A 12146-nucleotide genomic window follows, 5' to 3' on the forward strand; every position below is an offset into this window, starting at 1 on the left:
GTCGCCCCCGCTCTTCACCCGTTCGGGGCCACCCCCCCCCCGCCCCCGCCCCCGGCCCCCCCCCCCCCCCCGGGGGGGGGGGGCGGGGGCGCCCCCCCCCCCCCCCCCCCCCCCCCCCCCCCCCCCCCCCCACGGGGGAAGGCCGGGTATCTCCGGTCATTCAGGTGGTGGCCGGTACGACATTGGTGGCGGCGACCGCGTGGCGGACCGTTCTGGCCAACTCCAGGGCATTGCCCTGGGCCCAGATGTGGGTGAAGAAGAGGCGTGGTTCGTCCGTCAGGCCGTGGTTGTGGAGTTCGACGAGTTCGATGCCGCCCTGCCGCAGTATCCCGATCACCTCCTGGACCTCGCCGGCGACCATGGCGAGGTCGCCGCTGAGCGCGGCCCGTCCCCCGCCGAGCGGCTGGAAGTTGAAGGCCGAGGTCGCGCCCAGGCCGGGTGGCAGGACGTGCCCCTCGTCGACGAGGGTCTCGCGGCGCACGAAGACGCACGCATGGACGTCCTCGCCGCTGTTGCCCGTGGCCCCCAGTGCGGCGTCGATGCCGGCGGTGTCCAGATCGAGGGGCCGCAGCGGTCTGGGCGGGCGCGGTGCTGGAGTGCCGGTGCGGTCGAGCGCGGCCCGCAGCCCGCGGGCCAGTGCCCTGCCGTCCTTCCCGTGTGCGCAGACATGGGTCCACCAGACGTCCGGCGACTGCGCCGGGAGGTGTTTGTGGATGGCGGTCAGGGCGATCCCCTGAGCCCGGAGGGCGTCGGTGAACGCCGGCAGTTCGTCCGCGGTCACCACCAGATCGCCCATCATCAGGATGCTGCCGTCGTCGTACCGCGCGAAGGAGGCGTGCGAGCCCAGCGCGAGCCCGGGGGTGATGTTGACGCCGCGGCTGACCACGCGCAGGTCGTGCCGCGGGAAGGGCGTGTGGTGGTAGGTCCTGCGGATGAGGTTGCCCGGGCGGCCGAGGGTGTGCGCGACGTCGCCCCAGTCCTCCTCGCGGGTGCTCACCGGGATGGGGGCGGCCCCCATGCCGCCGTGATCATGGGCTGCGACCGGCCTCGTGCCGCCGGGATCACGGGCCGCGGCCGTCCCCGTCGTCGCATCCCCCGCCAGGCCGACGAGTACTGGCATCAGCCCGGCCGCCGTCAGCAGTGGTCGTCGCGCTACAGCGGGGGGAACGGGGTTCCCGGGGGTTGCGTCCTCGGTTTTCACAGGTACCTCCAGAGCCCGGGGCGAGTACGGGACCCGGTCCCCGTGCGGTGGCCACGGCGGCGCGCGGGTGACGGCTCCCGTCTGGACCGGCCGCCGGGGTGTGCCGGCGGCCGGACGAAGGATCGGATGGGGGAGCGGCTCGACCTCTCGGTCAGGAGCCGGACGCCGCCCAGGTGCCCAGGGACATCTCGGCGGTGATACCCGGGCCGAACCCGGCCAGCAGCCCTTGGTGGCCGTTGAGAGCCGACTTCTCGTCGAACATCCGGGCCAGGGCGTCGAGCACGACCGCACTCGCGATGTTGCCGTACTGGGTGAGGGTGGCCCGGCTGAAGCGGAACGCCTCGGGCGGCACCCCCAGGAAGCGGCTCAGGTCGTCCAGGATCCGCGGACCGCCGGCGTGGACGATGTAGAAGTCCAGCGTGCCCACGTCCCACTGGTGCTGCTCCGCCACCGCACGCAGGGCCGGGCTGAGGGGCTCCATCGTTCCCGGCACCCGCCTGTCCAGCTGGAAGTGGAACCCGGTGGGGCGGACCGCGTAGGAGATCCATTCCTCGGTGTTCGGGATGAGGTACGAGCCGTTGCGCTCCAACCGGATCCCGGTGCCGCCCTCGCCCCGGACCACGGCGGCGGCGATCCCGTCGCCGAACAGGCCGTTGGACAGCAGCGAGCCCACGCCCAGGTCGGTGGGCTGGTAGCACAGCGAGCAGAACTCGCAGGCCACGATCAGCACGTTGGCGCCCGGGTAGGCCGAACAGAAGTCATGGGCCCGGTTCACCGCCGCGCCGCCGGCCGCACAGCCCAGCTGGGCGATCGGCAGCTGCCGGGTCTCCGGCCGGAAGCCCAGCTTGTTGATCAGCCACGCCGTGAGCGACGGCATCATGAAGCCGGTGCACGACACGTAGACGATCAGGTCGATCTGTGACGGCTCCACTTGGGCCGCTGCGAGGGCCTCGACCACCACCGCCGGGACGCGGGCCTTGGACTCCGTCTCGAAGACGGCGCTCCGCTCGTCCAACCCCGGGTGCTTCAGCACCACGTCGATGGGTTGGATCAGATGCCGCTTCTGCACCCCGGTGTTCTTGATGAGGCGCAACGCCAGATCGAGCTGGGGATGGTCGCGGTGGAGCCTGCGCGCCAGTTCGAGGGTTTCCTCGTTGGTGATGATGTGCTCCGGCACGGCTATCGCCGGCTTACACAGAACGGCCATGGGACTTCCTCCTGACGGGCGGAGTTCCCGGTGCGACCTTGGCGAGGCGGGGAATTCGGTACTCGACGGCAGCCGCTGCGAGCCGGACGCGTGGAGCGGGCGCGGCGGCGGGACTCACCGGGCGGGGCCCAACGGCGCGGCAGACGAGCCGGCAGAGCGAGGTTCTGATGCTCGCTGTGCGGGCGGCCCAGCCGGCCGCGAGTTGGTTCGGGCCACGTCAGCCCAATTTACGGAAGGTGGGTCCGGCACGCACGTCGGCCCGCACACTCCGAGGTGCGCGGGCCGACGTGCGCGGCGATGCCGGAAGCGAGCCGGCGGCAGGCGGGCGCCTGAGCGTGGGGGAGCACCGTCACCAGGTGACCGGCAGCCCGAGCGGATAGCGCCAGATCGACGAGGTGTTCCACGCCAGCTCCGCGGCCGGCTTCGCCAGCGCGATCCTGGGGAAGCGCTCCAGCAGGGTCCCGAAGGCGACTTCGAGTTCGGTGATGGCCAGCGGTGCGCCGAGGCAGTGGTGCGCGCCCCAGCCGAAGGTCATGTGGGAGGGGGTGGTCCGCTCCAGGTCCAGCTCGTCGGGCCGCTCGAACCTGCGGCCGTCCCGGTTGGCGGTCAGGTAGGAGACGTGCACGATGTCCCCCGCCGGGATCGTGACCCCGCTCAGCTCCACGTCCTCAAGGGCCACCCGGGGGATGCCGACGCCCTTGCGGAACGGGATGAAGCGCAGCATCTCCTGGATCACCTGGGGGAGCAGCTCGGGCCGCTCGCTCAGGGTGGCGCGTACGTCCGGCCGGGTGAGGATGGTGTACGAGAGGTTGCCGAGCTCGTACGTCGTGGTGTCCTGGCCGGTGATCAGCAGCACCATGGCCATCACGGTGAGTTCCCGCTCGTCGAGGACCTCGTCCCCGTCGCGGGCCGTGGCCAGCGCGCTGATCAGGTCGTCACCGGGGTTCCTGCGCCGTTCGGCCGTCAGTTCGGCGAAGTACGCCCGCAGGTCGGCCTTGGCCCGTACCGCGTCCGGCTTGTTGTCCAGGTCCATGTTCATCATCGTCCGGGCGTTGGCGCGCAGCTGTGCGCTGTCGGCCTCGGGGATCTCCAGGACCTCGCAGATCGTGATCAGCGGGAGCGGGTGGGCCAGGTGCTCCATGAGGTCGGCCGGGGGACCCTGGTCCTGCATGCGGTCCAGCAGCTCGTTCACCACGTGCTGGGTGCGGTCCCTCATCCGCTCGATGTGGTCGGGTGTGAAGCCCTTGGACACCAGGCTGCGCAGGCGGGCGCTGGCGGGCGGGTCCATGACGTTGATCGCCTCGGCCTGGACGATCGGCTCGGGAGTCATGCGCGGGAAGTCCCGGCCGACGATGGCGTGGCGACTGAAACGCCGGTCAGTGGTCACTGTGCGCACGTCGTCGTACCCCGTGACGAGCCAGGCCTCCCCCTCGCCGTAGGGGAGGCGGATGCGGCTGGCCGGTGCGTCGTTCATGAGTTGCCGGAGCGTCGGGTCGAACTCAAGGGCTTCGGCGAAGTCGAACGGGCAGTTCCGTGCGCTGGAGTCGGTGGACATGCGGACCTCCAGGTCTGGGCCGTGCGGGCCGGATGGGAAGGCGGATGGAATGGACTGACCACCCGTACCCGATCGGTCGGCCGCACACACCGGTGGAGGTGCGGGACCGCCGGTAATTCATCCGGGCTGATCAGCGGCGGCAGCGTCCGGTTCCCCCAGTACGCGGTTGCCCCGGCTGCCGCGCGCCGTTCCGCCGCCCGGCTGCTCACGGCCACCGCGGGGCCACGCTGGGCGGGCTGACACCGCCGCCGCACCCTCGCTGCCCGGACCGGCCCCCAGGGCTGGGAGGCCCGGTCCTGGGACGGCCCGTCGGTCTAGGACGAACGCATGACCCGGTCCCAAGCCGGGCGACCGATCCGCCGCTCGCCCCGGCGGCGGGATCGTTGCCCCATGAACGCAGCACCGCACACCGTCCCCGCCTCCGTCGCCCTGGTCACCGGCGCCTCCCGAGGACTCGGCCTGGCGCTCGCGCACGCCCTCGCCGCCGAGGGCTGGCAGCTGGTGATCACCGCCCGGGGCGCTGCCGAACTCGCCGAGGCCGAAGCGGCCGTGGCCGCCGTCACCGAGGTGGTGGCCCTGCCCGGCTCGATCGTCGACGACGACCACCGCGCCCGCCTGGCCGAGGCCGCCGAAGGACTCGGTGGCGCGAGCCTCCTGGTCAACAACGCCGGCACGCTCAACGGCGCCCCCGCCCCCGGCGCCGAGCCGCTGCCCCGGCTGGCCGACTTCCCGCTGCCGGACCTGCTGGAGACCTTCGAGGTCAACGCGCTCGCCCCGATCGCGCTCACCCAACTCGTCCTGCCCCAGCTACGCGCCCGCTCCGGCGCCGTCCTCAACATCAGCTCGGACGCCGCCGTGGTGCCCTACCTCGGCTGGGGAGGCTACGGCGCCAGCAAGGCCGCGCTCGACCTGGCCACCGCCGTACTCGCCAGGGAGGAGCAGGAGTTGTGCGTCTGGGCGGTCGACCCGGGCAGCATGCGCACCCGGATGCTGCAGGAGGCGAGCCCCGGCGAGGACATCTCCGGCGAGCCCCTGCCCGAGCAGGTCGCACCCGTTCTGCTCGGCCTGCTGCGCGACCGCACCCCCTCCGGCCGCTACCGCGCCGAGGACCTGGTGGCGGCCGCCGCCGACCGGGGTGGGCGATGACGGCCCTGACCGGTCTCGGCCTCGGCCCCACCGTTCCGCCCGAACTCTCCGCCCGCGCACCGGCGGAGGCCCGCGGCGGGGCCCGGGACGGCGTACGGATGCTGGTCGGCCGGCGCGCCTCCGGCGACATCGAGCACCGCCGCTTCACCGAACTGCCCGAGGTGCTGCGGCCCGGCGACCTGCTGGTGGTCAACAACTCGGCGACTCCCCCGTGGGTGTCCGCCGGCCCCGCACGGCGGTCGGCCAGGGCGGGGGGAACGATGATTCCCCGCCAGTCCGGGCCCGCACCCCGGCGGGCGGGGATGCGATCACGGTGCCGATTCCGGGGCGCCGCTCAGGCCAGCAGGGTCTGCGCCACGTGGTGGGTGTCCAGGTACTCGCGGACGGCGGTGATCAGCCCGTTCTCCACGGTGAACACGCCCAGGCAGTGATTCTCGTACGCGGCGCCGTTGGCGGCCTTCCCGACGGTGGTCCACTCGGCCACCGCCTGCGGGCCGTCGGCGAGGACGTGGGTGAGGGTGATGGCCGGCAGGCCGTCGGCGGCGAACAGGGCGCCGACCTGACCGAGGAACTCGCCGAAGATCTCCTGCTTGCCGTGCCAGGTGCGGGACAGGGCGAGGCCGCCCGGGTAGGTCCAGGTCGCGTCCTCGGCGAACAGGGCGATGGCGGCGTCGCGTTCGCCCGCCGCGAGGAGGGTGACGTAGTCGGTGACGACGGTGCGGGCGTCGGGCTGCTGCATGGCGGGCTCCTCTGGCACGTTCGGTCGGGGCTCTCCCGCCGTGGCACCAGCAAAGCCCGGCGGCGGCGGTGGCGGCCAACAACCGCACAGGCATCCCGACAACCATCCGTTGTCCATGCGGGTCTAATCGGTCGAGAAGCCCGGCGGCAGCTCCAGCTCGAACCAGACCACCTTGCCGTCCCTGGTCCGGCGGGTGCCCCAGCGGTGCGCCAGCTCGTTGACCAGGTGGACGCCGCGCCCGCCCTCGTCCTCGGTGTCGGCGCGGCGGATCCGGGGCGCCGCGCTCCCCCGGTCGGCGACCTCCACGGTGAGCACCCGGTTGCAGAACAGCCTCAGTTGGGTGGGGGATCCGGCGTGCACCAGGGCGTTGGTGATCAGCTCGCTGGCGAGCAGTTCGGCCCAGTACGCGAGCGCGCTCAGCCCCCAGGCGGCCAGCGTGTCGCGGGTGAAGCGGCGCGAGTGGGCGACCATCGCGCGGTCGCCGGTGAGCGGCAGGATGGCGATCCGGTCCGCGCCCCGCGGGCGGACCTGCGCCATGATGACCGCGATGTCGTCCTCGGAGGTGCGGCCGGTGAGCCGGGTCAGGACGGCGTCGCAGGTCTGCTCCAGCGTGCGGCGCCGGTCCGCGACGGTGCGGCGCAGCAGGGTCAGGCCCTCGTCCAGGTCACGGCCCCGGCGCTCGATCAGGCCGTCGGTGTAGAGGGTCAGGATGCCCTCCTCGGGGAGGGTGAACTCCACGCTCTCGAAGGGGACTCCGCCGACCCCGAGCGGTGCGCCGGGCGGCAGGTCGACCAGGTCGGCGTTGCCCTCGGTGTCGGCGACCACGGGCGGCAGGTGCCCGGCGCAGGCCGCGGTGCAGCGGCGGTCCACCGGGTCGTACACCACGCACACGCAGGTGGCGAACTGCCCCTCGCTGAGCGCGGTGGTGGCCTCGTCCAACCGGTACAGCACCCGTGCCGGGTCCAGTTCGAGGGTGATCAACGTCCGGGCCACGGTCCGGAGTTGGCCCATGGTGGCGGCGGCCCGGATGCCGTGGCCCATCACGTCGCCGACGATCAGCGCGACCCGGCCGGCGGAGAGCGGCACCACGTCGAACCAGTCGCCGCCGACCTCGCTCACCACGCTGCTGGGCAGGTAGCGGTAGGCCAGCTCCAAGCCGAGCGTACGGTGGATCTCCTGCGGCAGCAGGCTGCGTTGGAGCGTGAGCGCGGTGTCCCGCTCGCGGCGGTAGAGCCGCCCGTTGTCGATCGCCAGCGCCGTTCGGGCGGCCAGCTCCTCGGCCAGTGAACGGTCCGCCGGGCCGAACGGCACCGGGTTGCGGGTGCGGACGAACTCCGCGCCGCCCAGCACGAGTCCGCGCGCCACCAACGGCACCATCAGGTACGAGTGGATCCCGGCGTCCAGCCCTGGCTCCACCCGGTCGGGCGAGGCGACGATCCGGCGCAGCTCCTCCTCGGTCACCTCGGAGATCAGGATCGAGCGCCGGGTGCGCAGGCTCTGCGCGTACACCTCGGCGGACTGCGAGGTCTCGCCGACCTGGTCGGCGGCCTCCGTCATGGTGCCGTCCTGGGCCACCTCGCCGACCGCCACCGCCCGCATCAGCACCGAGCCGTCCCGGGGCATCGGCCCGGCCTCCTCGCCGCTGAGCACCGCCTCGCGCAGGTCCACGGTGACGAAGTCGGCGAAGCGCGGGATCACCACCTCCACCAACTCCTGGGCGGTGCGGTGCAGATCGAGCGTGGTGCCGATCCGGTTGCTGGCCTCGTTCAGCAGGCCCAGCCGCTGCTGGGCGGCCCAGGCCTCGTCCAGCGCCCGCTGCCGGGCGGCGGCCGCGTCTCGCTCCCGGGTGAACAGCAGCGCGTTGTCGATCGACACCGCCGCCCGCACCGCCAACTCCCCGGCCAGCGCGAGGTCTTCGTCCTCGTACGGGCGCTCCACCATGGTCCGGTAGAAACCCGCCACGCCGACCGCGCTGCCCCGCGCGATCAGCGGGACCACCATGAACGAGAGCACGTTCTGCTCCCGTACGGCGGCGGTGCGTACCGGGTCGTCGGCGAACCAGGCCATGCCCTCCTCGTCCATCCGCGGCACCAGTACCGGCTTGCGGTGCGCCAGGCTCCACGCGTACGGCGAACTGGGCAGGAAGCGGTGCGCCCCGCCCAGCCGGTCGATCGGCGCCAGGGTGGAGCCGCGCACCGAGTGGAAGGCGATCCGCCGCAGCAGCGCCGAACCGTCCGGCGCGGCACGGGCCTCCCGCTCGCCCCGGACCAGTTCCTCCAGGACCTCCACCACCACCGTGTCGGCCAGCCGGGGCGTCGCCACCTCGGCCAACTCCTGCGCGGTCCGGCCGATTTCGAGCGTGGTGCCGATCCGGGTGGAGGCCGCGTTGACCAGCGCGAGCCGCTCCTGCGCCGCCTTCGCCTCGCGCAGCGCCTGCTGTCGGGCCAGCACCGTCTGGTGCTGGCGCAGGTACAGCCGGGCATTGTCGATCGCGACGGCGGCCCGCGAGGCCAGCTCGTCGCCCAGGGTGATGTCGGCCGCCGCGAAGGACTCCCGGTCGCCGCGCCGCGAGTACATCACCATGCCGAGCGTCGTGCCGCGCGCCACCAGCGGCGTGATCCGCACCGGACGCGGCCGGTCGCCCGAGAACGCCTGGCGGCGGCTCTCGTTGATGGACTCGCTCAGCGGCTTCAGCTCCCAGGACGGCACGACCACCGTGCGCCCGGTGGTCAGCGCCCGGCCGTAAGGGGAGTCCGCCGTCAGCTCGTACACCGCGTCCACCGGCAGCGCCTCGGCCGGGTACAGCGGGTCGGTGGTGGCCAGCGCCAGGCGGCGCACCAGCTGCGGGGCCTCCGGGGCAGGTGGCTCGACGTTGCCGCCCGCCACCAGCGCCTCCAGCGCGAACACCCCGCTGACGTCGGCGAGCCTGGGAACCATCGCGTCGGCCAGCTCCCGGGCGGTCTGCCGCAGGTCGAGGGTGGTGCCGATCGAGGCGGTCGCATCGACCAGCAGGGCGAGCCGCTCCTGCGCGCGGGCCGCCCGGGCCTCGGCGCGGTAACGCGCGGTCCTGTCGATGACGGTCGCGCTGACCCCGAGCACCCGCCCGGCCCGGTCCGCCAGCCGGAAGTAGGACGCGGACCAGGCGTGCTCGTGCTGCGGATCCTCCGGGGTGCGCCCGTGCGTGCGGAGGTCCACCACCGGCTCACCGCCCGCCAGCACCTGCCGCATCACCGTCTCGGCCTCGGCGCTGTTGATCCCCGGCATCAGCTCGGTGAGCCGGTGGCCCAGGTGGTCGTCGGCGGGCAGCCCGTTCGCCCGGGCCAGCGCCTCGTTCAGCCGCACGAATCGCAGCTCGGTGTCGTACACCGCCATGCCGACCGGGGACTGGGAGAAGAACCCGTCCAGCACGGCCAGATCCGCCTGGATCCGGTGCAGTGTCGTCACCTCGGACGCGACGGCCAGCACCAGCGGCGCCCCACCGGGCCCCCGGATCGGGTGGGTGCGGAACTCCAGGTTCACCAGGTGCCCGTCGCGGTGCCGCACCGGGAACACCCCGGACCACTCCAGGCCCTCCATGATCTGCCCGAACAGCTCCAGCACCTCGGGCCGCGTCTCGTCCGAGGTCAGCAGCTTCGCCGCCTTCTGCCCCACCGCCTCGTCCGCACGGTAACCGAGCAGTGCCTCCGCGTCGGAGCTCCAGTGCAGGATCCGCCCGTCGGCCTCGATCAGCGCCGTGGCGATCGGCACCAGCAGAGCATCCCGCCGCGGCTCCCCCTGGCGCCGCCCTTCGTCGTTCACCATGGCCAGAGACCCGCCCGGAGATCGTTCCCACCAGCCCTGCCATCGTCGCACGCGGCCCCTGGCCCGCGCCCCTCGTGGCCGCCCCGGACACCTGGGCCGCTGCCCGCGCGTGCCCGTGCCGGGGCCCGCCGTCGACGCGCTCGCGGCGACCGCCGGCCCGGTGCGGGCCTCGGCGTGGTGAGCGTCGGTGCCGGGCCGATGAGGGAGGGGACGGCGACGCCGGAGGGCGCCCGTGGTGCGGGCCGTCGGCGTTCCCGGTCGCGGGTCACCGGGTGGCGGCGCGTTCCCGGGCCGGCGCCGTCGGCTCCGGTCCGGTGATGGTCTTGTCGCGGGCCTCGGCGCGGCGGGCCGCGACCGCGAGCGCGGCGCCGGTGAGGCAGAGGGCGGCGGCGACCAGGACGGCGCGGTCGGTGCCCGTGGCGAGGGCGCGGGCTGCCGCCTCGGGGCCCGGGGCAGCGGCGCGGGCGGAGCCGGCGACGGCGACCGTCACGGCCACGCCGAGGGCCGAACCCAGGTAGCGGGAGGTGTTGTTGGCGCCCGAGCCCATCGCCGCGCGGTGGGCCGGGACGCTGCTGACCGCCAGGCGGGCGAGGGCCGCGTTGAGGACGCCGCTGCCGATCCCCGCGACCGCGAGGCCGGGTGCCAGCCGGAGCCAGGGGGGGCCGGGGGTGAGCCCGTACAGCCCGGCTTCGCCCAGGCCGCAGACCAGCAGGCCGAAGGCGACCTGTGCGGTGGCCGACAGGTGCGCGGCGAGCCGACGGGCCTGGAGGGCGGAGACCACCGACAGGCCCGACCACAGGGCGAGCACGCCGCCCGCCGCCAGGCCGGACAGGCCGAGCACGCCCTGGAGCAGGGTGGGCAGGTAGCTCATGAAGCCGACCAGCGAGAGCCCGGTGAACAGCGCCCCGCCGGTCGCGGCGATGAAGCCGGGGCTGCGGAACAGCGCGAGGTCGAGCATCGGCTCGCGGACCTTCGCCTCGACCACGGCGAAGGCCGCCAGCAGCAGCACTCCGCCCGCGAGCAGCGCCACCACGACCGGCCGCCCCCAGCCGGTGCGGCCCTCGGCCAGTCCGGCGATCAGCACGGACGTCCCGGCGGCGAGGGTCAGCACGCCGTACGGGTCGAGCGCGCGGGGCTGCTCGGCCCGTGACTCGGTGAGGTGCACGGCGGCGCAGGCGGCCACGGCGGCCGAGACCAGCGCGAGTCCGCCGCCGACCGTGCGCCAGCCGGCCCATTGCTGGACCAGCGCGCCGTAGACCGGTCCGACCGCGATGCCGAGGCCGACGGCCGCGCCCCAGATCCCGAGCGCCCGGATCCGGGCGGGCCCCGGCGGGTGGGCGTGGCTGATCAGGCCGAGCGCGGGTGCCAGGACGGCGGCCGAGGCGATGCCGAGCAGCACCCGGGCGGCCAGGTAGACGGCGCCGCCGGGGGCGAGTGCGGCCAGGGCCTCGGCGGCGGCGAACAGGGTCACGCCGAAGGTGAAGACCCGCTTGCGGCCGTGGTCGTCGGCGGCGCTGCCGGCGGTGAGCAGCAGTGCCGAGATGCCGACCAGGGTGCCGGTGAGGATCCAGGTGCGGCCGGAGGCGCCGAGGTGGGCGGCCCGGGCGGTGGCGGCGAGCGAGGCGGTGGGGGCGGTGTAGGCGACGGTGACCAGGGCGGTCGCCGCCGCCGTCACGGCCAGTGTGGCGCCGGGCCGGACGGACACGGCCGGTGGGGCGGGGGAGGAGCCGGGTGGTGCGGGGGACATGGGTGTTCCCTCCGGAGCGCGGACCGATGGGTCTGGTGAATGAACCTTCGTCTCGGCGGCACGCTACCACCCGTGGTCTGTTCATTGAACCCACCAGTCGGGTGGACTACGCTGACCCGCATGGCGCTGGGAACCGACTACGAACTGCAGGACTGCGCACTGGCCCGCGCGCTGGAGGTCGTCGGCGAGCGCTGGAGCCTGCTGATCGTGCGCGACGCGTTCTACGGCGTACAGCGGTTCAACGACTTCCTCGCCCACCTCGGCATCCCCCGCGCCGTCCTCACCGCGCGCCTGAACGCCCTGGTCGCGGCCGGGGTGCTGCGCAAGGAGCCGTACCAGCAGGGTCCGCTGCGCCACGGCTACCTGCTCACCGGGGTCGGCCTCGAACTCTGGGGCCCGCTCTACCAGTTGAGTCGCTGGGGCGGCCGGCACGCCACCGAGGGCGGTCCGCACCACCTGTTCGCGCACGCCGCCTGCGGCACCGACCTGGACCTCGTCGGCGCCTGCCCGAAGTGCGGCGGCGGGCCCGTCCCGCCGGCCGAGGTCGCCATGCGCCCCAACCCCGCCCGCGCGGTCGGCCGACGCGAGGACGCCGTCTCCCGCGCCCTGGTCCGCCCCCACCTCCTGCTCGAACCGATCGCCTCGGCGGCAGCGGCGGCCTAGATCCAACGCCGTGTAGATAGAGCCTGCGGGTTCCGGTCACGGGTCTGGTGTCGTCAGGATGTCGATGCTGATGGTGGCCTTGTAGCT

General features: G+C 73.9%; 9 protein-coding genes. 3 read left to right on the forward strand and 6 right to left on the reverse strand.

Features of this window, described 5'->3' with window-relative positions:
* Positions 1-160: 160 nt before the first annotated feature.
* The 3 genes from ACGF12_RS37265 to ACGF12_RS37275 form a co-directional block, all read right to left on the reverse strand.
* A complete protein-coding gene (locus ACGF12_RS37265) occupies positions 161-1018 on the reverse strand; it encodes a DUF1259 domain-containing protein (protein ID WP_393040676.1) in 858 nt (285 codons plus the stop codon).
* 334 nt (positions 1019-1352) lie between these two features.
* The gene (locus ACGF12_RS37270; RefSeq protein WP_393040679.1) at positions 1353-2408 is read right to left on the reverse strand and encodes a type III polyketide synthase; all 1056 of its coding nucleotides are present in this window, start codon (positions 2406-2408) and stop codon (positions 1353-1355) included.
* A 349-nt stretch (positions 2409-2757) separates the two neighbouring features.
* The gene (locus ACGF12_RS37275; protein ID WP_393040682.1) at positions 2758-3963 is read right to left on the reverse strand and encodes a cytochrome P450; all 1206 of its coding nucleotides are present in this window, start codon (positions 3961-3963) and stop codon (positions 2758-2760) included.
* A 390-nt stretch (positions 3964-4353) separates the two neighbouring features.
* On the opposite strand from ACGF12_RS37275, the gene ACGF12_RS37280 reads away from it, so the two are divergent.
* Both ACGF12_RS37280 and ACGF12_RS37285 read left to right on the forward strand, forming a co-directional pair.
* Positions 4354-5109 carry an SDR family oxidoreductase gene (locus ACGF12_RS37280; protein ID WP_393040685.1) on the forward strand — a complete coding sequence of 252 codons (756 nt, stop codon included), beginning with the start codon at positions 4354-4356 and terminating at the stop codon, positions 5107-5109.
* Entirely contained in the window at positions 5106-5540 is a 435-nt protein-coding gene (locus ACGF12_RS37285; protein ID WP_393040688.1) for an S-adenosylmethionine:tRNA ribosyltransferase-isomerase, read from the forward strand. Before ACGF12_RS37280 ends, ACGF12_RS37285 begins: the two co-directional genes overlap by 4 nt.
* Here ACGF12_RS37285 and ACGF12_RS37290 read toward each other — a convergent pair.
* From ACGF12_RS37290 to ACGF12_RS37300, 3 genes are all read right to left on the reverse strand, one after another.
* The gene (locus ACGF12_RS37290) at positions 5444-5848 is read right to left on the reverse strand and encodes a nuclear transport factor 2 family protein (protein ID WP_393040691.1); all 405 of its coding nucleotides are present in this window, start codon (positions 5846-5848) and stop codon (positions 5444-5446) included. The two genes, ACGF12_RS37285 and ACGF12_RS37290, sit on opposite strands and share 97 nt — an antisense overlap.
* 123 nt (positions 5849-5971) lie before the next feature.
* Positions 5972-9595: a SpoIIE family protein phosphatase gene (locus ACGF12_RS37295; RefSeq protein WP_393040694.1), complete on the reverse strand. Its 3624-nt coding sequence runs from the start codon at positions 9593-9595 to the stop codon at positions 5972-5974.
* A 319-nt stretch (positions 9596-9914) separates the two neighbouring features.
* The gene (locus ACGF12_RS37300) at positions 9915-11396 is read right to left on the reverse strand and encodes an MFS transporter (RefSeq protein WP_393040697.1); all 1482 of its coding nucleotides are present in this window, start codon (positions 11394-11396) and stop codon (positions 9915-9917) included.
* A 120-nt stretch (positions 11397-11516) separates the two neighbouring features.
* Here ACGF12_RS37300 and ACGF12_RS37305 point away from each other — a divergent pair, with 120 nt between their 5' ends.
* Positions 11517-12059, forward strand: coding sequence for a winged helix-turn-helix transcriptional regulator (locus ACGF12_RS37305; protein ID WP_393040700.1), 543 nt, complete (start codon positions 11517-11519; stop codon positions 12057-12059).
* The last annotated feature ends 87 nt before the right edge of the window (positions 12060-12146 follow it).

The sequence above is a fragment of the Kitasatospora sp. NPDC048296 genome, from assembly GCF_043201815.1.
GTDB lineage: Bacteria > Actinomycetota > Actinomycetes > Streptomycetales > Streptomycetaceae > Kitasatospora.

What these genes read in the sequence shown, in the direction of transcription:
- ACGF12_RS37280 (WP_393040685.1), top strand. Translation starts at nt 4,354, where the DNA reads ATGAACGCAGCACCGCACACCGTCCCCGCCTCCGTCGCCCTGGTCACC.
- ACGF12_RS37270 (WP_393040679.1), bottom strand. Translation starts at nt 2,408, where the DNA reads ATGGCCGTTCTGTGTAAGCCGGCGATAGCCGTGCCGGAGCACATCATC.
- ACGF12_RS37285 (WP_393040688.1), top strand. Translation starts at nt 5,106, where the DNA reads ATGACGGCCCTGACCGGTCTCGGCCTCGGCCCCACCGTTCCGCCCGAA.
- ACGF12_RS37300 (WP_393040697.1), bottom strand. Translation starts at nt 11,396, where the DNA reads ATGTCCCCCGCACCACCCGGCTCCTCCCCCGCCCCACCGGCCGTGTCC.
- ACGF12_RS37290 (WP_393040691.1), bottom strand. Translation starts at nt 5,848, where the DNA reads ATGCAGCAGCCCGACGCCCGCACCGTCGTCACCGACTACGTCACCCTC.
- ACGF12_RS37265 (WP_393040676.1), bottom strand. Translation starts at nt 1,018, where the DNA reads ATGGGGGCCGCCCCCATCCCGGTGAGCACCCGCGAGGAGGACTGGGGC.
- ACGF12_RS37305 (WP_393040700.1), top strand. Translation starts at nt 11,517, where the DNA reads ATGGCGCTGGGAACCGACTACGAACTGCAGGACTGCGCACTGGCCCGC.
- ACGF12_RS37275 (WP_393040682.1), bottom strand. Translation starts at nt 3,963, where the DNA reads ATGTCCACCGACTCCAGCGCACGGAACTGCCCGTTCGACTTCGCCGAA.